At 75.0% G+C, this 20,282-nt stretch carries 16 protein-coding genes; 8 read left to right on the top strand and 8 right to left on the bottom strand.

Annotation, left to right across the window (positions count from 1 at the left end; all coding sequences use genetic code 11):
* Positions 1 to 478: 478 nt before the first annotated feature.
* The gene (locus BUE45_RS20280; protein ID WP_245833388.1) at positions 479 to 1,654 is read right to left on the bottom strand and encodes a sensor histidine kinase; all 1,176 of its coding nucleotides are present in this window, start codon (positions 1,652 to 1,654) and stop codon (positions 479 to 481) included.
* A 107-nt stretch (positions 1,655 to 1,761) separates the two neighbouring features.
* On the bottom strand, positions 1,762 to 2,415 hold the full coding sequence (locus BUE45_RS20275; RefSeq protein WP_073380954.1) for a response regulator transcription factor: 654 nt from the start codon (positions 2,413 to 2,415) through the stop codon (positions 1,762 to 1,764).
* 690 nt (positions 2,416 to 3,105) lie between these two features.
* Here BUE45_RS20275 and BUE45_RS32630 point away from each other — a divergent pair.
* Positions 3,106 to 3,267: a hypothetical protein gene (locus BUE45_RS32630; protein WP_178378593.1), complete on the top strand. Its 162-nt coding sequence runs from the start codon at positions 3,106 to 3,108 to the stop codon at positions 3,265 to 3,267.
* A gap of 89 nt (positions 3,268 to 3,356) precedes the next feature.
* On the opposite strand, the gene BUE45_RS20270 is transcribed toward BUE45_RS32630, so the two are convergent.
* A complete protein-coding gene (locus BUE45_RS20270) occupies positions 3,357 to 4,160 on the bottom strand; it encodes an inositol monophosphatase family protein (protein ID WP_073381074.1) in 804 nt (267 codons plus the stop codon).
* Between the two features lie 137 nt (positions 4,161 to 4,297).
* Between BUE45_RS20270 and BUE45_RS20265 the strand changes: the two genes are divergently transcribed.
* Positions 4,298 to 4,771, top strand: a complete 474-nt coding sequence (locus BUE45_RS20265) for a hypothetical protein (protein ID WP_073380953.1) — start codon at positions 4,298 to 4,300, stop codon at positions 4,769 to 4,771.
* Between the two features lie 129 nt (positions 4,772 to 4,900).
* Entirely contained in the window at positions 4,901 to 5,569 is a 669-nt protein-coding gene (locus BUE45_RS20260) for a VOC family protein (RefSeq protein WP_218619572.1), read from the top strand.
* A 40-nt stretch (positions 5,570 to 5,609) separates the two neighbouring features.
* On the opposite strand, the gene BUE45_RS20255 is transcribed toward BUE45_RS20260, so the two are convergent.
* Both BUE45_RS20255 and BUE45_RS20250 read right to left on the bottom strand, forming a co-directional pair.
* Positions 5,610 to 7,646, bottom strand: coding sequence for a S9 family peptidase (locus tag BUE45_RS20255; protein ID WP_073380951.1), 2,037 nt, complete (start codon positions 7,644 to 7,646; stop codon positions 5,610 to 5,612).
* Between the two features lie 109 nt (positions 7,647 to 7,755).
* On the bottom strand, positions 7,756 to 8,775 hold the full coding sequence (locus tag BUE45_RS20250; protein WP_073380950.1) for a ferrochelatase: 1,020 nt from the start codon (positions 8,773 to 8,775) through the stop codon (positions 7,756 to 7,758).
* Positions 8,776 to 8,919: 144 nt separating this feature from the next.
* On the opposite strand from BUE45_RS20250, the gene BUE45_RS20245 reads away from it, so the two are divergent.
* A complete protein-coding gene (locus BUE45_RS20245) occupies positions 8,920 to 10,218 on the top strand; it encodes a D-arabinono-1,4-lactone oxidase (RefSeq protein WP_073380949.1) in 1,299 nt (432 codons plus the stop codon).
* Between the two features lie 118 nt (positions 10,219 to 10,336).
* Here BUE45_RS20245 and BUE45_RS31940 read toward each other — a convergent pair whose 3' ends face one another.
* Entirely contained in the window at positions 10,337 to 11,329 is a 993-nt protein-coding gene (locus BUE45_RS31940; protein ID WP_073380948.1) for a hypothetical protein, read from the bottom strand.
* A gap of 585 nt (positions 11,330 to 11,914) precedes the next feature.
* Between BUE45_RS31940 and sepH the strand changes: the two genes are divergently transcribed.
* Positions 11,915 to 13,579, top strand: coding sequence for a septation protein SepH (gene sepH, locus BUE45_RS32625; RefSeq protein ID WP_073380947.1), 1,665 nt, complete (start codon positions 11,915 to 11,917; stop codon positions 13,577 to 13,579).
* A gap of 166 nt (positions 13,580 to 13,745) precedes the next feature.
* Positions 13,746 to 15,197 carry a carboxylesterase/lipase family protein gene (locus tag BUE45_RS20230; protein WP_073380946.1) on the top strand — a complete coding sequence of 484 codons (1,452 nt, stop codon included), beginning with the start codon at positions 13,746 to 13,748 and terminating at the stop codon, positions 15,195 to 15,197.
* On the opposite strand, the gene BUE45_RS20225 is transcribed toward BUE45_RS20230, so the two are convergent.
* On the bottom strand, positions 15,151 to 16,620 hold the full coding sequence (locus tag BUE45_RS20225) for a PH domain-containing protein (protein WP_084737579.1): 1,470 nt from the start codon (positions 16,618 to 16,620) through the stop codon (positions 15,151 to 15,153). The two genes, BUE45_RS20230 and BUE45_RS20225, sit on opposite strands and share 47 nt — an antisense overlap.
* 1,103 nt (positions 16,621 to 17,723) lie before the next feature.
* Positions 17,724 to 18,293, bottom strand: coding sequence for a PH domain-containing protein (locus BUE45_RS20220; RefSeq protein WP_073381073.1), 570 nt, complete (start codon positions 18,291 to 18,293; stop codon positions 17,724 to 17,726).
* A 160-nt stretch (positions 18,294 to 18,453) separates the two neighbouring features.
* On the opposite strand from BUE45_RS20220, the gene BUE45_RS20215 reads away from it, so the two are divergent.
* Together BUE45_RS20215 and BUE45_RS20210 are read left to right on the top strand one after the other, a co-directional pair.
* Positions 18,454 to 19,410: an ATP-binding cassette domain-containing protein gene (locus tag BUE45_RS20215; RefSeq protein ID WP_073380944.1), complete on the top strand. Its 957-nt coding sequence runs from the start codon at positions 18,454 to 18,456 to the stop codon at positions 19,408 to 19,410.
* Positions 19,407 to 20,237, top strand: a complete 831-nt coding sequence (locus tag BUE45_RS20210) for an ABC transporter permease (protein WP_073380943.1) — start codon at positions 19,407 to 19,409, stop codon at positions 20,235 to 20,237. Before BUE45_RS20215 ends, BUE45_RS20210 begins: the two co-directional genes overlap by 4 nt.
* The last annotated feature ends 45 nt before the right edge of the window (positions 20,238 to 20,282 follow it).

Here is a 20,282-nt window from a genome sequence, read left to right as displayed (position 1 = left end):
GTGCCTCGTCGCGCGGGTTGTAACGCTTGAGAGACCTCGGTTGTGCCCGGTTCGGCCGATGGGTTTTCCCGATACCGGTGAACCGTGCCCCCTCCCGGGCCACCGCTCACAGGTCAGCAGCACTTTTTGCGGGACCGTGTCCGAAGGCGGCCAGAAGAGTCACCGCTTTCGGGCCGGTTTCCCCTGGAGTACTACCCGGCATCGGGTACCCCGTAGACCTGGAAAAGCCGTTTCCGCCCACCCCGGACAAAGCGCGGATCACTCCCTCACCGCGGGCGAAAACCGAAGACATGCCCACGTCAGGAGGGATTCCCTCCGTGTTCACGCCGGAGGCAGCATACCCACCCGAGGTCGGCGCACGTGACCCGGATGGGCGTGTCTTCGGACACGTATAGATACCACGAAGTGTGGCGTGACGCAGCTTGGGCCCTATTACCTCGCCTCAGGGGATATGTTCGTCCGGGCGAAAGGCACCGGTTCAGCGCCGTTCGGGCGACTCCCCCGAGGGCACCGGAAGGCAGACGGTGATGACGAGTCCGCCGCCCGCACGGGGCCACGCGGTCACCACGCCCTCGTGGGCGCGCACCACCGAACGGACGATGGACAGGCCCAGACCGGCGCTGCGGCCCGACCCCACCCGGTCGCCCGAGCCGCGGCGGAACGGCTCGAAGAGCCCCTCGATCTCGTACGCGGGGATCATCTTGCCGGAGTTCTCCACCTGCACGGCCGGGCGCCCCTCGTACAGGCCGCTGCGGACGGTGATCTCGCCGTCGGGGACGTTGTACTTGAGGGCGTTCTCCACGAGGTTGGCCACCAGCCGCTCCAGCAGGACCGGGTCGCCGACGACCGCGGCGGGGCGCAGGTCCTTGCGCAGCGCGAGCCCGGACTCGGCGACCTCGGCGGCCAGCTGGCTCAGTACCGTACCGGCCACCTCGCCCAGGTCGACGCGGGCGCGCACCTCCAGCTCGCGGTCGCTCTTGGCGAGGAAGAGCAGGCCGTCGATGAGGCGCTCGTGGCGGGCGTTGGTCTCCAGCAGGGTCCGGCCGACCGACTTCAGGTCGGACGAGACGTCGGGGGCGGTGAGCGCCACCTCCAGCAGGGTGCGGTTGATCGCCAGCGGCGTGCGCAGCTCGTGGGAGGCGTTGGCGACGAACCGGCGCTGGCCGTCGAAGGCCCGGTCCAGGCGTTCGAGCATGCCGTCGAAGGTGTCGGCCAGCTCGCGGATCTCGTCGTCGGGGCCGGACAGGGCGATGCGCTCGTGCAGGTCGCGTTCGGACAGCCGGCGGGCGATGCGGGTGATCTTCTGGAGCGGGGACAGGGCCCGCCCCGCCACCGCGTAGCCCAGGGCCACCGCGAGCAGCCCCACCAGGAACAGCGCCAGCAGCGAGAACCGGGTGACGTGGGTGAGGACCTCCTCGATGAGGTACCCGTGCGCCGCGAGCTCCGCCGCGCTGTCCTCGCTGAGCAGGGCGTTGAGGAGCACCGCGACGATCAGGTAGTTGACCAGGACCAGGACCGACCCCGCGGCGAAGAACAGCATCCCGTAGATGAGCGTGAGCCGGGCGCGCAGGCTGAGGTTGTCGGCGAACCGGTGGACCCGCTCGGAGGCGGCCGAACGCCCGGCCCCCGCGCGTGCCGGGTCGGCGGTGCTCAGGGTGCGCCAGGTGCCCGTGTCGCCGGGGCGGGCGGGGTCGGCCCCGCCGCCGCGGGCCTGGCCCTCGAACCCCCCGGGAGACGGGGGGCCGCCCGGACCGGGGGTTCTCACAGCCGGTACCCCGCGCCGGGCACGGTCTGGATGACCGGCGGCGCGCCGAGCTTCTTGCGCAGGGTCATGACGGTGACGCGGACGACGTTGGTGAAGGGGTCGGCGTTCTCGTCCCAGGCCTTCTCCAGCAGGCCCTCGGCGCTGACCACGGTGCCCTGGGCGCGCATGAGGACCTGGAGCACCGCGAACTCCTTGGGCGTCACGGTGATCTCCCGGCCGTCCCGGTGGACGCGGTGGTTGGCCGGGTCCAGGGAGATGCCGTGCCGCTCCAGGACCGGGGGCAGCGGCGGGGTGGAGCGCCGCGCCAGCGCCTGCACACGGGCCACCAGCTCGGGGAAGGCGAAGGGCTTGGCCAGGTAGTCGTCGGCGCCCAGGCGCAGGCCCTCGACCTTGTCCTGCACGGCGTCGGAGGCCGTGAGCATCAGGATGCGCCCGTTGTAGCTCGCGCCGACCAGGGTGCGGGCGACGTCGTCGCCGTGGGTGCCGGGCAGGTCGCGGTCCAGTACGACGACGTCGTAGTCGTTGACCGCGGTGTGCTCCAGGGCGGTGTCGCCGTCATAGACCACGTCCACGGCCATGGCCTCCCGGCGCAGGCCCACCGCAACGGCGTCGGCCAGGACACGCTCGTCTTCGACCACGAGTACACGCACGTCAAGTCCTCTTCGGTACCTGGGAAAAAAGGGGCCGCTGCCGGCGCATCCCCCAACACACCGGCAGCGGCGTTCTCGGTCCCGGCCGCGTCAACCGTTCTCTCACGGCGGGGGTAAGGAGACGGTAAACCCGCCGCGCCCTCGGCGCGAACCGGACCTCGTCCTTCCTCACCCCGCGCCGGAAACGGGCGCTGGGCCGGGAGTCTCACGACCCCTTCGTGCGCGGGGCGCCGCCGTCGGCGAATCCCCCAACCGCCGACGGCGGCGTAACCCCGCACATCTCGAATCTGACACATCAAGAATAAGAAACAAGTAAGCACCGGGCTTTACCCGGAAATGTGTTGTGGGACACGCCCCGCGCGGACGCCGGATTTCCGGCTCCGGACGCCGCCGCGCGGACGGACCGGCGTCGCGCCCACCGGGGCTTCCCCCTCCCGCGCGGGCGCGCCCCGCGGAGGGAGGGGATCACGGAAACATCACGTGCGGGGGGCGGTGGTTTGACCAGGGCCACAGTGCGGTACACGTAAGTGGCACGCGCGGAACCGTCCCGACCGGGAGCCGGACCGCGACGCGCACGCATGTCACAGGGACGTGACCACACCGCATCGCGCGTGCGTCCGCCACGTGCGCGATCCCCACTGCGGCCGGAGCGCGGGAGTACTCCGGCCGCCTACCCCTGGAAGAGGTGCAATGGGCGAGTTCTTCGCGGAGATCAAGGTCCGCATCAGCGAGACCCGCGGCGCGCTCCAGTCGGCGCAGGCCGCCGGCGACGAGTTCCTCGTCGACACCCATACGTCGGAGCTCGAGGACCTCTACCGGATCGCGGCCCGCAACGGCGTCGACTGCGCCTGAGCCGACCTCGCGGTCCCGCGGGACCGGCGCGGGGAGCGGCGGGACACCGTCCCGCCGCTCCCCGCGCGTTTTGCCGGTCCCGGCCGGTTTCAGTCCCGGTCGGCGCCCAGCGGCGCCAGTAGCGCGGACAGGGCGTCGTACAGCTCCGGCCTGGCCGCGATGACCAGGTCGTTCGAGGGCGGTCCGCCGTTCGGCCCGCCGACCCGGATGCCCGCCTCCGAGGCGATGAGCCCCGGCGCGGACCAGTCCCAGGCGTGCAGTCCGCGCTCGTAGAAGGCGTCGCACCGGCCCGACGCCAGCCCGGTCAGGTCCACCGCGGCCGACCCGCCCCGGCGGATGTCGCGGATGTGCGGCACGACGTCCAGCAGCACGCGGGCCTGCTGTGCGCGCCGCTCGGCGAAGTAGCCGAAGCCGGTCGCCACCAGGGCCTGCTCCAGGGGCACCGCGGGAGGGGCCTGGAGGGCCTCGCCGTTGCGCCGCGACCCCCCGCCCAGCACGGCCTCGTACAGCTCGCCGCGGCGCGGGACGCTCACCGCCGCAGCGACCACCTCGCCGTCGATCTCGGCGGCGATCGCCACCCCCCAGTCGGGCTGCCCGTACAGGTAGTTGACGGTGCCGTCGATGGGGTCGACCACCCAGCGCACGCCGCCGTCCCCGTGCTCCTCTCCGCCCTCCTCTCCGAGGATCGCGTCGTCGGGCCGGGCCGCCAGCAGCCGGGAGCGGATGAGCTCCTCGGTGGCCCGGTCCATCTTGGTGACGACGTCGGTGGGGCTCGACTTGGTGTCGAGCACGGTGACGCCCGCCTGCCCGCCGGCGGCGAGTTCGCCCGCCTCGGTCGCCACCCGGACGGCCAGGTCGCGCAGGACCCGGGGGTCGGGTGGTGTGGTGTCGATGCCGCTCACTGCTCCGCTCTCCGAACTTCCAGACGTGAGGATCGGTCCGCACTCTACGCCGCCCCGGTGAACTCCGCCGGACGCCGCGGATACGATGCCCGCACCGCTCGCGCGCGGCGGCGGGGGACGGAGGGCGCATGGAGGGGACCGGGCCGGAGTGCACGCCCGCGGCCCGGGCGCTGCTGATGGGCGGCGGGCCCGCGCGCCCGTACTGGCCCCACGTCCCCGGGCAGGGGTGGGTGTCGGACGGCGGGGCGCTGCTGCTGCGCGCGCTGCTGCGGTCCTACCACGGCCGGAGGTCGGCGTTCGGGCATCCCGCGGACTACGAGTCGGCGGTCAACGGCCGCGGCGTCCCCGACGACGGCACCGGTGACCCCGGGGTGCTGCTGCGGCGCGGGACGGCGTTCGCGCGCTCGGTCCTGGCCGCGGCCGAACGCGATGTTCCGGGCCGGTCGGTGACCGCGAGGATCTCGGTGGCTCCGGTGCTCGACTCCCCGCAGGAGCACACGGGGTACGTCACCTTCGCGTCCAGCCGGTACGCCGGGGAGCGGCTCCGGTGGACGCTGGAGGGCGACGGCCCGGTGGTGCTGCTGCGCGGCCCCGGCGTGTGAGGCGGCCGGGGCACCGCGGTCCGGGCGGGGCGGTCCGCGGCCGGGGGCGGAAAAGCCCTTGTCCGCCGACGGCGGGCCCGGTAGGACGGACCGGACACCCGAGGGAACGAGGCCGCGATGTTCTGCTGGATGGATTTCAAGACGCACGACGTCGGGGCGACCGCGGGGTTCCTCGCGGCCCTGCTCGGCTGGGAGTGCGCCGTGGCGGAGGAGGACCCCCGCCGGGCGGTGTCGGTGTACGCGGAGGGGGTGCGGATCGGCGGGGTGAGCGACCTGTCCCGGCCGCCGTACCCGCCGGGACTGCCCGCGCACACCGCCTACTACATCGCGGTGGACGACGCGGACGGGCGGACTGCGGCGGCCGAGGCCGCGGGGGCGCGGGTGGTCGTCGAGCCGTTCGACGCCGGCGGACAGGGGCGGGTCGCCACGCTGGTGGACCCGGTCGGGGCGGCGGTGTCCCTGTGGGAGGGCCGCTCCCTCCGGGGGTGGGCGCGGCCCCGTACCCTGCGCCTGGCCTGCGCCGAGCCGGAGCGGGCCGCGGACTTCTACACCCGTGTCCTGGGCGCGGTGCCGCGCGGGGCGTCGATCGTGCGCGGGGACGCCGCGCCCGCCTGGGAGCTGGTGCTCGCCGACCGGGATCCGCGGGCCCTCGCCGGGCCCGCCCGCGAGCGGGGCGGCGCGGTGGTGCGGGAGGGCGGCGTGACCCGCCTGCGCTCCGCCGAGGGGCTGTCCTTCGTGCTCGGATCCCCGGACGGCGCGCGGGGCGGGCACGCCGACGGGGCGGCGGTCCGCCCGTGACGGGCCCGGGCGGCCGGCGGACCGGCCGCCCGGGGACGGGTCAGAGGAGTTCGGGCCTGGCCCACTCCTTGCCGTGGACGTGGTGGTCCAGGAACGCGAAGACCGTCCGGTACCAGATCTGTGCGTTGCCCGGGGTGAGGATCCAGTGGTTCTCGTCCGGGAAGTACAGGAACTTGGAGTCGACCCCGTACAGCTGGAGGTCGCGCCACAGGCGCAGCCCCTCGCCGATGGGCACCCGGTAGTCCTTGTCCCCGTGGATCACCAGCATCGGCGTGGTGATGTTCGGCGCGTGCAGGTGCGGCGAGTTGAGCAGGTAGCGCTCCGGCTGCTCCAGCGGGGTGCCGAACTCGTGCTCCCACACCGGCGGGTAGTCGGTGGTGCCGTTGAAGGCGTCCAGCCCCCACAGGGAGGCGTGGGAGACGATGGCCTTGAACCGGTCGGTGTGCCCGGCGATCCAGTTGGCCATGTAGCCGCCGAAGGAGCCGCCCATCATGGCGGTGCGGTCGGCGTCGATGTCGTCGCGGGCCACCGCGGCGTCGGTGATCGACATGACGTCGGCGAACACGCGCGGTCCCCACTTGCCCCAGGCGCGGCGCAGCATGTCCTGGCCGTAGCCGGTGGACAGGGCGGGGTCCGGGAGCAGCACGGCGTATCCGGCCGCCGCGAGGATCCACGGGTTCCACCGCCACGACCAGCCGTTGAAGCTCATGTACGGGCCGCCGTGCACCCACAGCACCAGCGGGGCCGGGGCCTGGTCGGACGCCTCCTCGGGCAGCACCAGCCAGGAGCGGATGCGGGTGCCGTCGTCGGCGGTCGTCTCGATCTCGGTGAGGGTGCCCGGCATGGTGAGCCCGGAGCCCGGGGTGTTCAGGCGGACCGGCTCGCCGTCGGTCGCGGCGGCGTCCAGGCGGACCGGGGCGGGCGGGGCGTCCCAGGCGTCGCGCAGCGCGTACACGTGGCGGCCGTCCGGGGACGGGTTGAGCTCGCTGTACGCGCCGTGGTCGCCGGTGATGCGGGTGACGGTGCCCTGGGCCAGGTCGGCCCGGAAGACCGGGCGGCGGCCGTTCTCGTCGGCGACGAGGAACAGCGAGCCGGAGTCGGCGGACCAGGCGAAGTCCCGGGCCCACAGCTCCAGGCCGGGGTGGACCGGGGAGGTCTCGCCGGTCTCCCGGTCCAGGACCCACAGCTGGTGGTCGCGGGGCTCGCCGTCGTAGTCGCCCTCGAAGCCGAGCGTGTAGGCGACCAGGCGGCCGTCCGGGGAGACCAGCGGGGAGCCCAGGTCGTACCCCTCCCTGCTCAGGAGGGTGGTGCGCTCGCCGGTGGCGGTGTCGATGGACACGAGGTCGCTGCTGTGGCCGCCCTTGCCGGTGGGCACGTCCCAGGGGGTGATGAGGGCGGTGCCGTCCGGGGTGAGGGCACCCTGGGCGTTGAGCAGGGCCTTGCCCGCGTCGGGCGTCAGGTCGCGGGGCTCGCCCAGGGGGGCCTCGGCCCCGGCGGGCGGCTCGGCGGCGAACAGGCGCGGGTGGTCCGGGCCCAGGTCGCGGTCCCAGTAGCGGACCGGGAGCGACTCGTGCAGGATCGCGGTGACGCCCGCCTCGGAGCGGGCCTTGCGGGCCTCGGCCTCGTCCTCGCCGTTCTGGCTGGCGGGCAGGGTGGCGGAGGAGAAGGCGACCAGGCCGGAGTCGCGGGCGACGGTGAAGGCGCCCACGCCCCCGGGGCGGGTGGCGACGCGGCGGGCCTCGCCCCCCTCGGCCGGCAGGAGCCACAGGGCGGCTCCGGGCTTGTCCTCGGGTTCGGCGTCGGGGTCGGGGCGGGCGCTGGTGAACAGGACCGAGCCGTCGGGCAGGAAGCCCGCGGTGCTCTCCCCCTTGACGCCGCGGGTGAGGCGGCGCGGGTCGGCCCCTCCCTCGGACGCGGGGCGGACGTCGATCTCCCACAGGGCGCTGTGGAAGCTCTTGGCATCGGGTGCGATGCCGCTGACGGGCGCGACCAGACGGGTTCCGTCGGGGGACAGGCGCAGCCCGTTGACCCGCTTCAGTCGGACGTATTCCGGCAGTTCGTACCAGGAACGGACCAAGGCGATGACTCCTGAGAGGGTGGGTTCGGATCTTCGTCGCACCCTATCCCCTCGGGATGTCAGCGGTGTTTACCGAGGGGCCCCGTGCGGCGTGCGGGGCCCCTGGGGGTCAGCCGGGGCAGTCGCAGCCGATGCACCGGGGCACGGTGCTCAGGCGCCGCGGCGCGCCGTCGCCGGTGTACTCGCGGACGAGGTCGGAGACCATCGCGACGAAGGCCGGGTGGGTGCCGGGGCTGAGCGCGCGCTCGTACGCGATGCCCTGCTTCTCGGCGGTCTGCCGGGCCTCGATGTCGAGGTCGAACTTGACCTCCATGTGGTCGGAGACGAACCCGTGCGGGACGACGACCACGGCGGGCACGCCCTCGCGGGCGAGCTCCTCGATGCGGTCGTTGACGTCGGGCTCCAGCCAGGGCTGGGAGGGCGGCCCGCTGCGGCTCTGGTAGACGACCTCGAAGGGGTACTCGCGGTCGAGGCGGTCCACGACCAGGCGGGCCACCTCGGCGAGCTGGGCGCCGTAGGCGCCCGCGTCGCCGAAGCCCTGCCCGGGGCCCCCGCTCTCCCGGGCCATCGCCAGGGGGATGGAGTGCGCGGAGAACAGCAGGCGCGCGCCCCCGCGGCGGTCCGCGGGCAGCGCGTCCAGGGCGGCGCGGGTGTGGTCGGCCAGGGGCTCGACGAACCCGGGGTGGTCGTAGAAGGGGCGGACGAGGTCGACCTCGGGCGCGTCCTCGCCGATCGCGGCGCGGGCGCGGTCGATGTCCTCCAGGTAGGCGGTGCGGCTCGACCAGTTGCAGTAGGCGGAGGTGGGCAGCGCGAGCACGCGCCGCACCCCGTCCCTCCTCATCTGTTCGAGGGTGTCGGCGAGCATCGGCGCCCAGAAGCGGTTGCCCCAGTAGATCGGCAGGTCGATGCCGTCGGCGGCGAACTTCTCGGTGACGGCGGCGAGGAGGTCGCGGCACTGCTGGTTGATCGGGCTGACCCCTCCGAAGAGGAAGTAGTGCTCACCGACCTCGGCGAGCCGCTCGCGCGGGATGTTGCGTCCACGGGTGACGTTCTCCAGGAACGGGATGACCTCGTCCTCGCCCTCCGGGCCGCCGAAGGAGATCAGCAGAAACGCGTCGTAAGGCCTCATGGGCTTCATGAAACCAGCTCCCCCGGGCCCGCGGGCCGCACCCCCCGGTCAGCGGGCCCGTCGCGTCGGCCTCCCCCTCACCGGGACGTACCGACGCGTTCACCCCCTATTCAGAAATGTGACCGGCGAGTAATGTCCACAGCCATGACAGATGTGTTGTGGAACACATGGGCGGGCACCTACCAGGCCCGCCCCCGGCGAACGGCCTCCCCCAACGGCACCGCCGAGGTCGCGGCGGCCGTGGCCTCCGCCGCCGCGGACGGCCTGCGCGTGCGCATGGTCGGGTCGGGGCACTCCTTCACCGACGTGGCCGTCACCGACGGACTCCTCCTCTCCCCCACCTCCCTGGCGCGGGTGCGCTCGGTCGACCCGGGGGCGGGCACCGCCACGGTCGAGGCCGGGCTGCCCCTGTGCGAGTTCAACGACGCGCTGGCGGGGCACGGCCTGGCCCTGGCCAACATGGGCGACATCGCGGTGCAGACGGTGGCCGGGGCGGTGCAGACCGGCACGCACGGCACCGGACGGGACGCGGGCGGCCTGGCGAGCCAGGTGGTCGGACTGGAGATCGTGCTGGCCGACGGCTCGGTGGTGGAGTGCTCGGCCGAGCGGGACCCCGGGCTGTTCCACGCCGCCCGGGTGGGCATGGGCGCCTTCGGCGTCGTGACGGCCCTGACGATGGCGGTGCGCCCGGCGTTCCTGCTGCACGCGCGGGAGGAGCCGATGCCGCTGGAGGAGGTGCTGGAGCGGCTGCCGGAGCTGCGGGGGGACAACGACCACTTCGAGTTCTACTGGTTTCCGCACACCGGCAACACCAACACCAAGCGCAACAACATCACCGCGGGGCCGATGCGGCCGCTCTCCCGGTTCAAGGCGTGGCTGGACGACGACTTCCTGTCCAACACCCTGTTCGAGGGCGTCAACCGGGTCTGCCGCCGCTTCCCCGGCACGGTCCGGGCGGTCAACCAGGTCAGCTCGCGGGCGCTGTCCTCGCGCTCCTACACCGACGTGTCGCACAAGGTGTTCACCTCGGTGCGGGACGTGCGGTTCGTGGAGATGGAGTACGCGGTCCCCGCCGAGCACCTGGTGGACGTGCTGCGCGAGGCCCGCCGGATCGTCGACGCGGGCGGGCACCGGGTGAGCTTCCCCGTGGAGGTGCGGTTCGCCCCGGCCGACGACGTGTGGCTGTCCACCGCCTACGGGCGCGACACCGCCTACGTGGCGGTGCACATGTACCGGGGGACGCCGTACGAGGCGTACTTCGCCGACCTGGAGGCGGTCTTCACCTCGGTGGGCGGGCGACCGCACTGGGGCAAGATGCACACCCGGGACCGCTCCTACATGGAGACCGTGTACCCGCGCCTGGGCGACGCGCTGGCGGTGCGGGACCGGGTGGACCCGCACCGGCGGTTCGGCAACGACTACCTGGACCGCGTGCTCGGCTGACGGGGCGCGCCCCGCCCGTGCCCGCCCGGCGGGCGGGGCCGGCCCGCGGCGGCGGAGGCGACGGGGGCGGGTGCTCCCGCGCGGGAGCACCCGCCCGCCGGAGCGGATCCGCGCGGGGTCAGCCCGCGGGCGCCTCGGGGGCGGTGTCCTGGGTGCCGCCGCCGGGGGGTGCGCCTCCGGTGCCGCCGGGGTCCTCGCCCCCGGTGCCCGGGTCGGCCGGCCCCTCTCCGGGCCCGGTGGTGCCCTCCTCGCCCGGCGGGGCCGGGTCGGTCGCGCCGTCGTCGACCGCGGGAGGCCCGGTTCCGGGGTCCGGGGTGGCCGGGTCGGTCGTCCCGTCCTCGGGCTCCCGTGTCCCTTCGCCGGTGCCGTCCTCCCCGAGCCCGTCCGGGCCGGTGTCCGCGGGTGCGTCGCCGGTACCGTCCTCCTCCTGCGCCGGGGGCGCGGAGGTCCCGCCGAGCAGGGTGGGCGAGGTGTGCTCCTCCTGCCCCTGCGTCCACGCGGTGAGGGAGCGCCCGGTGAACAGCTCGAAGAGCAGGATGACGAGCATCACCAGGGCGAAGACCGCTGCGGCGGTCACCGCGTAGGCGCGCCACCCGCGCCGGGCCGGGCCCTCGCGTCCCCGGTCCCGGGCCGGGCGCGCTCCGCCGTCCGCCCCGGCGAGGCGGTCGGCCGCCTCGCCGGGCCCCAGGACCGGCAGGGCCATGGTGCGGGTGGCGTCGAGGTCCTCGGGCAGGCCCGGGAGCGGGCCGGTCGGCGCCAGACCGGGCACCGGTCCGGTACCCGGCGGGTCCAGGGGGTGGGCGCCGACGCGACGAGAACCTGTTCCTGTGGGCCCGGCGCGCCCGGCCGCCTTCCCCGCGAACTGCCGCGCCTGGTCCCCGCCGCGGGAGAACAGCTGCTGGAGGAAGGGGCTCGCCAGGGTGCTGAGCGCGGCCATGACCGCGGCCCCGACGACCGTTCCGTAGACGTTGAGGTAGGACGCCGCGGTGGCCGCGGCGAGGGTGGCCGCACCGGCTCCGGCGACCTGCGACACACTCAGCTCGACACGCTTCTTCTCGCCGTCACCGTCTTCTCCCCCGCCCCGCCCGTCATCGTGCTCGGTCCGCCCCATGCGGCCGTCCTCCTCCGTGTTCCGTCCCGCCCGGGGGTGCGCGCGAGGGCGCACCGCGCTCCGGGATGGGCGTGTGTAGGGCCGTACAGCCCCAGATACCCCAAAGCTCACATTCCGCTCATATGGGGATAACTCAGGCTAAGGGCGGCAGGGTTCCGATAACGCCATGAATGAAGATGCATCACTCTCCGGACGCCATCGGCGTGTCGAGTTGCGGCCGGGAGAATCCCCCTACCCGGCGAAGCGACCGAGATCGGAGTTTTTCCCGGGCCTGGGGCGATTCGGGGGGCGCGGGATACCATCACCGCGGGGCCTTCGCATGGGAACGCCGACATTCCCCCGCGATCGCTCCCGGTCGTGGCAGGGTCAGCGTGCCAAGATTGGCGGAGGAAGCGACCGCGAGGACCCCGGGGACGTCCCGGGGCGCTCCCACCGCGGCGCGGTGCGCCGCGGCCCGGGAGGCGGGCACACATGTTCGGGCGCGCCGGGCGCGGTAGTGGCCGAACCTTTGTCGGCCGACCAGACTTGGAGAACGCGGGGGTTGGTCGCAGGACCTGTCCTCGACGGGAGGCGAAAGGGAGGGCGATGCACGAGCTTCGCCTCGTGGCCGTGAGTGAGGACGGCACCTATCTGGTGCTGGCCAGCACCGGCCGTGGAACCCGTTTCATGCTTCCCGTCGACGACCGCCTCCGCGCCGCAGTACGCGGCCAGTTCTCCCGGCTCGGCCAGTACGAGATCGAAGTGGAGAATCCGTTGCGCCCCAAGGAAATCCAGGCCCGGATCCGGTCCGGCGAGACCGCGGAGGCCATCTCCGAGATCTCGGGCATCCCCATCGAACGGGTCCGCTGGTTCGAGGGCCCGGTCCTCCAGGAACGGGAGTACATCGCCCAGCAGGCCCAGCGCGCCGCGGTGCGCATCGCGGGCGAGACCGCGCCCGGGGGGAACCTGGAGGAGCTGGTCGCCCGCCGGATCGGGGCCCACCAGCTGGAGACCGGCGACGCGGTGTGGGACTCCTGGAAGCGCGAGGACCGCACCTGGCAGCTCAAGCTCGTGTTCCTGGACGGCGGCGAGGAGCGCGTCGCCCACTGGCTCTACGAGCCCAGACACAACTCCGTCGCCCCGGCGGACGAGGAGGCCGCCCGGTTCTCCTCCCCCGACCCGCTCCCCTCCCCCACCGCGAACGTGACCCCTTTCGCCCCCCGGCGCCCCGAGCCCGAGGTGCCGCGCCACTCCCTGCGGCCCGCGCCCGAGCGGGTCGGCGGGATCCGGCGCACCGAGGGCACGCTGGACGACCCGCTGCGGCCGTCGGCGTCCCGCGGCGAGGACGACGGCCCGGCCGCGCGCACCGAGCGGCGCGAGGAGCAGGGACACCGCTGGAGCGAGGAGCAGCGGGGGGACCGCGGACCGCGCGGGAGCGGTGGGCACCGCGGGTACGACGCGCCCGCCCGCACCGAACGCCCCGCCCCCCGGGAGCCCGAGCACCGGGAGCAGGAGCGGTTCGAGCGCACGGAGCGCGCCGCGCGCCCCGAACCGGCCGAGGGCGCCGTGGGGCGGGCCGAGCCGCCCGCCCGCACGGCCGAGGACGGGGAGCGCGGGTACCCGACCGGGCGCGAGGAGTACGCCGACCACGGGCGCCGGGAGCGGCCCGAGCGCCCGCGCGAGGAGTACGCCCCGGCCCGAGAGGAGCGTCCCGAGCCCGCCCGCGAGGAGTACGGGCGGGACGGGCACCGCGGGTACGAGGACCGCGGGCCGCGGGAGTACGGGGACCGCGGGAACGAGGACTTCGGGCCCCGCGCCCCGCACCGGGCCCCGGCCGACGGGCCCGCCCGCCCGGCCTCCCCGGTGTTCGAGGAGGAGGGCGAGCGGTACGGCTCGCCGGCCGCACGGCCGGAGCGGCCCGGAACCGAGCGGCACCCCGCCGACCGGCACCCCGCCGAACGGCCGCGCCCCGCGCAGCCCCCGGCCGAGCGGACCGGCGAACGGGAGCGCCCGGCCTGGTCCGCGGCCGACCAGGCGCCGCCCGCGGCGCCGCTGAGCCAGCCGGCGCCGCGCCGCCGCCGGGCCACCATCGACCTCAACGACACCGGGACCCCGCGCCGGGCCGCCGACGCACCGGCCTCGCCGCCGGCGCCGCTCCCGGCCACCGCGTCGGGCGGGGACCGGCCCGCGCCCAAGCGCAAGGGGCGCGGGCGCCGCGCCTCGGTCCCGTCCTGGGACGAGATCATGTTCGGGTCCAAGAAGGACGAGTGACCGTCCGGGGTCCCGTACCGCTTCCCACGGGGGCGGCCGCCGACGCGGCCGCCCCCGTCCGCGTACGCGGGGCGCCGGCCCGCCGGGCGCCGGGGCGCGCGGGCACCCGCCCCGGTCCCCGGCGTACGATCGGCCTGCACCACCCCTTCCCCCGAGGAGACCGGCCATGACCGACGCACCCACCGCGCGTGTGGGGACCGGAGCGCTGCGCGGCACCGCCGAAGGCGGGGTCGTCCGCCACCTGGGCGTCCCCTACGCCGCGCCGCCCGTGGGAGGGCACCGCTTCGCGGCCCCCGCGCCCCCCGAGGCCTGGGAGGGCGTGCGCGACGCCTCCGTGCACGGCCCCGCCGCGCCCCAGACCCCCTACGAGGGGGCCGTCGGGGAGATTCTGCCGTCGGTGGACACCGTGGGCGAGGACCACCTGCACGTCAACGTGTGGGCTCCGGAGAACGCCGCGCCGGGCTCGCTGCCGGTGCTCCTGTGGTTCCACGGAGGGGCCCTGGTCCGCGGGGGCAACTCCCTGAGCGCCTACGACGGCACCGCCTTCGCCCGCGACGGGGTGGTGTTCGTGTCGGCCAACTACCGGCTGGGCTCGGAAGGCTTCTCCGTGCTGGAGGACGCCCCGCCCAATCTGGGGCTGGCCGACCAGCTGGCCGCGCTGCGCTGGGTGCGGCGGGAGATCGCCGCGTTCGGCGGCGACCCCGGGCGGATCACCGTCGCAGGGCAGTCCGCCGGGGCGGGTACCACCGCCGCGCTGATCGCCCACCCCGAGGCCGGGCGCCTGGTGCGGCGGGCGATCGTCCAGAGCGGGCCGCTGACCGCCTCACCGCGCGACCGGGCCGGGCGGATCACCCGCCTCATCGCGCAGGACCTGGGGATCGCCGCCACCCGCGACGCCTTCGCCGGGGTGAAGCCCGAGGACCTGGTCGCCGCCCAGCACCGGGTGATGGACGCGGGCGGCCCGCTCGTGGGCGGGCCAGCGTTCGGCCTGGCCGTGGACGGGGACCTCGTGCCCCGCTCCCCCTACGACGCGCTGCGGGACGGCGCCGCCGACCACCTCGACCTGCTCATCGGCACCACCCGGGAGGAGCACCGGCTGTGGCTGGCGCCCACCGGCGCCGACCGCGACCTGGGGTGGCCGCTGCTGGTCCTGGGGGCGCTGCGGTTCGGGGTGGGCCCGGCGACGCTGCGGCGGCTGGGCTCGCACCGCCCCGGCATGGGCGCCGGGATGCTGGCGGGGGCGCTCGTCGGCGAGGTTGTGCTGGGGCGGCCGGCCCGGCGGGTGGCGCGGGCGCGCGCCGCCCGGGGCGCGGCCACGCACCTGTACGAGTTCGCCTGGCGCAGCCCGGTGGCCGGCCTGGGCGCGGCGCACTGCATGGAGCTGCCGTTCGTGTTCGACCGGCTGGGCACCCCCGGCGCCCTGGCCCTGACGGGACCGGACGCGCCCGCGGCGCTGGCCGAACGCGTGCACCGGGCCTGGGTGGACTTCGTCCGCGACGGCGACCCCGGGTGGCCCGCCGCGGCCGGGCGGGCCGAGCCGCACGTCCTGGACGCGGACCGACCCGGCCCGGTCAGGGGCGCGGGTCCTCCAGGAACGGGCGGACCATGTCCGGGGTGATCTCGGCGGCGAAGGCCACCGACTCCTCGAAGGAGGCGTCCCCGGCGGTGTAGCCGCCGGCGCCCGCGCCCACGGTCACCTGGAGGTCGGCCAGCCCGGGCGGGCGCTGGAACAGCGTCTGCCTCCAGGTCCAGCCGATCACCGCCGCTCGCTCCACGGTGGCCTGGGAGCGGGACAGCGAGCCCGAGCGCACGCTCACCCGCTCCCCGTCGTGGCCGTGTCCCAGGGACCGGTAGCGGTCGATCCCCAGCGGCACCCCGGCGACCGTGAGGACCAGCGCCGCCACGACGGTCCAGGTCGGGCCGAACGCCGCCGCCAGGGCCAGCGCGACCGCGGGCGGGCCCACCGAGCGCACCAGGCGGCGGCGCAGGGCCGCCGCCGGGTGCCGGCGCAGCGTTCCGGTGTAGCGGCCCAGGGCCCGCTCCACGACCTCCCCGACCCGGGCGCGCGGGCCGATCGGCAGCAGGACCGAGCGGCCCGCGGTGTCGCCCAGGCCGGTGACGATGGCGCGCAGGCGCACCGCGCGGCGCAGCCGCTCCAGGGGGTTGTCCAGCAGCTCGTACCCGCGGATGCGCCGCTTCTCCAGGGTGACGCTGCGCCGGGTGAGCAGGCCGCGCTCGGCCACCAGGGAGCCGTCGCGCTCGCGCAGGGTGAAGCCCCAGTGGGTCAGGGCGTAGGAGACCACCGCGAACACCGGCATGAGCAGCACGATCACCACGGCGGCCGCGACGGCGACCACCACCAGGCCGTTGCGGTCGGAGGCCTCCACCCAGTCGATGAACGCGTCGGTGGCCCACTCCCCCGCGGTCTGCTGGACCGCGCCGAACAGCGCGGACAGCACGGCGAACGGGGTGAGCAGGTAGCCCAGGCTCAGCACGCCGTAGAAGTACCAGGAGCGGGGGATGGAGAAGTGGAGGACGCCCTCGTCCACGGCCGGGGCGCCGTCCGCGCCGGGGGCCGCGGACGTCCCGTCCCCGGAGGCGGGGACGTCGGCCGGGGCGGTCCGCCCCGTGAGCACCGCGCGGCGGTGCAGCAGCACGCGGCGCAGGCGCTCGGCCTCGGCGGTGTCCACGGCGTCGAGCTTGCCGTCCTCGCTGCCGCCCGCCGACCCGGCGGCCGCCTCGATGCGCACCACGGCCACGCCGAGGACGCGGTGCAGCAGGGTGCTGGTGACGTCCACGCCCCGGATGCGTTCGAGCGGGATGGTGCGCCGGGAACGGCTCAGCAGGCCCTTGCGGATCTCCAGGTGGTCGGCGGCCACCTCGTACCGGGTGGTCCGCCAGGTGATGAAGCCGCCGACGAGCAGGGCGACCACGCCCGCGCCGGCGGCGCTCATCACCCACGGGTTGAAGCCGCCCACGACCAGGCCCGCGATGATGGGCAGCAGGAGGCTGCGCAGCTGGTTGATGGGCCCGACGACCATGGTGCGGACGCTCAGCCTGCGCGCCCGCTCCGGCTCCCCGGACAGGGAGCCCTCGTGCACGCCCCACACCACGCCCGGTTCCCGGGGCGCGGGTGTGTCCTGCCCCCGGACCTGCCCGGGCGTCCCCGCGCCGGAGTGTCCCTGATCCCCGGGGGCGCCGGGAGCACCGGGAGCGCCGCCAGGCGACACCGGACCAGGCGGCACGGAACCCCCGGCCGACCCGGGGACCCCACCCGACCCACCCGCATCAGAGAACGCGGCACCTCCGGGCGCGGTCCACGCCCCACCACCAGCAGAGGACCCGGCGTCCCCAGGTGCGACCCACGACCCACCCACACCGGAGCGTCCCCGCTCCCCAGCAGCATCGGAAACCCCACCCGACGGCACCGGACCAGAAGACTCAGAACCCCCGGCCGCCCCAGGGGCCCCATCCGACCCACCCGCATCAGAGAACGCGGCACCTCCGGGCGCGGTCCACGCCCCACCACCAGCAGAGGACCCGGCGTCCCCAGGTGCGACCCACGGCCCGCCCACACCGGAATGCCCCTGATCCCCGGCGGCACCGGGAGCACCGCCCGGCGACGGCGGAGCGAACGGCACCGAACCCCCGGCCGACCCGGGGACCCCACCCGACCCATCCGCATCAGAGGACACAGCATCCCCGGACGCTCCGGAAGACCCACCCGACGGTTCCAGAACGGAAGACACGGAACCCCCCGCGGGCCCGGGGACCCCGGGGACCCCGTCCAGCCCATCGGCGGCGGACGGCGCCGGGCCCCCGGTGCCGTCCCGGCCATCGGAGGGCTCCGCCCCGGGTTCCCGCGCGTCCTCCGGCGGAACTCGCGTGTCCCGGTGCGGGCCGCTCCCTCCCGCGGGGGCCTCCGGCGACCCACCCGTGTCCGGGGGCACAGCGGCCCCAGGCGTCCCCTTCGCGTCGTCGGACGTGTGCCCGGCGGCTCCCGAGGGCCCGCCGGGCAGGTCCCCCTCCGCTCCGGGGGGCGCGCCGTGTCCGGGGCGTCCGGAGGCGGACCGCCGGTCGGGGGTGTCGTCGTGGGGGGAGGCGCCGCCCGGCGCCGTGCGGTCGTCGTCCCCGGTCGCGCCCCTCACGTGGCGTCGTCCCGCAGCGTCCCGGCGCGGACCGCCAGGTCCTCGCTCAGCCGGCGGGCCTCCTCGGCGTCGAGACCCTCGATGGTCGACGAACCCGCGTAGGAGGCCGTCTGCACCTCCAGCGTCGCCACGGTGAACAGCCGCTCCAGCCACCCCTGGGTGTGGTCGACCGTCTGCAGGCGGTTCACCGGCACCAGCTGCCAGGTGCGGCTCAGCCACCCCGAGCGCGTGTAGATGACGTCGGCGGCCACCTCCCAGCGGTGCACCCGGTACCGCCACGAGGGCACGATCGCCACCCGGAGCAGGGCGTACGTACCGTAGACGACGGGTACCAACGGGGCGTACTCGCGCACCCACACGGGCGGCCACGTCCATCCGAGCGAGGTCAGCGCCCACGCCGCCGCGGTCAGCAGCGCGGTGAGGAACAGCCCGCCCACCAGCAGGCGCACCGTCCACACGCCGATCGCTCGCCTGCTCACCCTGCGTTCCGGCGGCCGCAGCCGGGCGGTGGGCGTCGTCTCCGGCGGGGAGGGGTCCGGTAGGGGGTCAGGCGGGGTGTCGTTCACGGACACGAGTCTAGGGCCGTACCGGGGCCCCGGCCCCCCGCGGGCGGGGCGCCCCCGGGGCCCGGTGTCAGCGGGATGCGAGTGGCGCGGCCAGGGATGTCAGCGTTCTGTCAGAGGCGCCGAACAGACTGGAAATCGAACGTACGAACGGAGGAGCGCGATGACGAACGCCATCCGCGCGGAGGGCCTGGTCAAAGAGTTCAAGGGCCAACGGGCCCTGGACGGGGTGGACCTGACCGCCAGAACGGGGGCCGTGCTGGGCGTCCTGGGGCCCAACGGCTCCGGAAAGACGACCATGGTGCGCATCCTGGCCACCCTGCTGCGGCCGGAGGCCGGGCACGCCGAGGTCGGCGGGTTCGACGTCGTGCGCGAGCCGCACGAGGTACGCCGACTGATCGGCCTGACCGGCCAGTACGCCGCGGTCGACGACGAGCTCACCGGGGTGCAGAACCTGGTGCTGATCGCCCGCCTGCTGGGCCTGGACCGGGCCGGGGCCCGCGCCCGGGCCGACGAGCTGCTGGAGCGGTTCTCGCTGTCCGACGCCGGCGGCCGCCCCGCCAAGACCTACTCCGGGGGCATGCGCCGCCGCCTGGACCTGGCCGCCAGCCTGGTCGGCCGCCCCGCGCTGCTGTACCTGGACGAGCCGACCACCGGCCTGGACCCGCGCAGCCGCAACGACCTGTGGGACGTGGTCCGCGACCTGGTCGGGGACGGGGTCACCGTGCTGCTCACCACGCAGTACCTGGAGGAGGCCGACCGGCTCGCCGACGACCTGCTGGTGCTCGACCACGGCCGGGTCATCAGCCGGGGCACCCCCGAGGAGCTCAAGAACCGCACCGGCGGCCAGGTGCTGGAGCTGCGCACCGCCGACGCCGGCCGGCTGCCGCTGGCCGTCAAGGTCATCGAGGCGGTCACCAGCTCCCCGGTCACCGTGGACGACCTGGTGGCCAGCGTGCCCGTCACCGACGCGGGCGTGCTCCCCGAGGTGGTGCGCCGCCTGGACGAGCAGGGGATCACCGTGGCCGAGCTGTCGCTGCGCAAGCCGAGCCTGGACGAGGTGTTCCTGGCACTGACCGGGCACACCGCCGACACCGAAGCCGAGGAGGTGCCGGCATGAGCGCCGTGACGACGCGCGAGCCGTCGGCGAACGAGGGGACCGCGGCCGGCGTGCCCCACCGCATCACACCGGCGGCCACCGTCCGCAACGGGCTCCAGCTGGCCTGGCGGAGCGTGCTCAAGATCAAGGCCAACCCGGAGGAGGTCTTCGGGCTCATCCTCCAGCCGGTCATGTTCGTGACCCTGTTCGTGTTCGTGTTCGGGCAGGCGCTCATGGGCGACTGGCAGGCCTACCGGGACTTCCTCATGCCCGGCATCGTGGCCCAGTCGGTCATCTTCGCCACCCTGGGCACCGGGTTCGCGCTCAGCCAGGACGTCGAGAAGGGCATCTTCGACCGGTTCCGCTCACTGCCCATCGCCCGGTCGGCGCCGCTGATCGGCGCCATCCTGGGCGACCTGGTGCGGTACACGATCACCGTGGTGATGGTGCTGCTGGTGGGCGTGCTCATCGGGTTCCGGCCCGAGGGCGGGCTCGTGGGCGTGGTCGCCGCCGGCGCGCTGGTGCTGCTGTTCGCGTTCGCCCTGTGCTGGATGTCGGCGTTCGTCGGCATGATCGTGCGCACCCCGATGGCGGTGCAGGCGTTCGGGATGATCCTCATGTTCCCGCTGACCTTCGCCAGCTCGGCGTTCGTCGACCCCGACAGCATGCCCTCCTGGCTGCGGGTGATCGCGGCCAACAACCCGGTGACGCACATCGTGGACGCCATGCGCGGCCTGATGCTCGGCGGCGACGTCGCCGGGCCGGTGCTGTGGACACTGGTGTGGGCGGCCGTCATCACCGCGGTCTTCTTCCCGCCGGCGGTGTGGGCCTACCGGCGCCGCACCTGAGCCGCGGGGCGCGGCGGGCCCGGGGCGGACCCCGGACCCGCCGCC

The organism is Nocardiopsis flavescens (assembly GCF_900141985.1).
GTDB classification, from domain to species: domain Bacteria; phylum Actinomycetota; class Actinomycetes; order Streptosporangiales; family Streptosporangiaceae; genus Nocardiopsis; species Nocardiopsis flavescens.
Note: the sequence above shows the minus strand (reverse complement) of the source record. Positions and strands in the feature narration are given on the sequence as shown.

Coding starts and splice junctions, on each gene's coding strand:
- BUE45_RS32630 (WP_178378593.1), top strand. CDS start 3,106: ATGGGCGAGTTCTTCGCGGAGATCAAGGTCCGCATCAGCGAGACCCGC.
- BUE45_RS20265 (WP_073380953.1), top strand. CDS start 4,298: ATGGAGGGGACCGGGCCGGAGTGCACGCCCGCGGCCCGGGCGCTGCTG.
- BUE45_RS20260 (WP_218619572.1), top strand. CDS start 4,901: ATGGATTTCAAGACGCACGACGTCGGGGCGACCGCGGGGTTCCTCGCG.
- BUE45_RS20250 (WP_073380950.1), bottom strand. CDS start 8,775: ATGAGGCCTTACGACGCGTTTCTGCTGATCTCCTTCGGCGGCCCGGAG.
- BUE45_RS20245 (WP_073380949.1), top strand. CDS start 8,920: ATGACAGATGTGTTGTGGAACACATGGGCGGGCACCTACCAGGCCCGC.
- BUE45_RS31940 (WP_073380948.1), bottom strand. CDS start 11,329: ATGGGGCGGACCGAGCACGATGACGGGCGGGGCGGGGGAGAAGACGGT.
- sepH (WP_073380947.1), top strand. CDS start 11,915: ATGCACGAGCTTCGCCTCGTGGCCGTGAGTGAGGACGGCACCTATCTG.
- BUE45_RS20230 (WP_073380946.1), top strand. CDS start 13,746: ATGACCGACGCACCCACCGCGCGTGTGGGGACCGGAGCGCTGCGCGGC.
- BUE45_RS20225 (WP_084737579.1), bottom strand. CDS start 16,620: ATGGTCGTCGGGCCCATCAACCAGCTGCGCAGCCTCCTGCTGCCCATC.
- BUE45_RS20215 (WP_073380944.1), top strand. CDS start 18,454: ATGACGAACGCCATCCGCGCGGAGGGCCTGGTCAAAGAGTTCAAGGGC.
- BUE45_RS20210 (WP_073380943.1), top strand. CDS start 19,407: ATGAGCGCCGTGACGACGCGCGAGCCGTCGGCGAACGAGGGGACCGCG.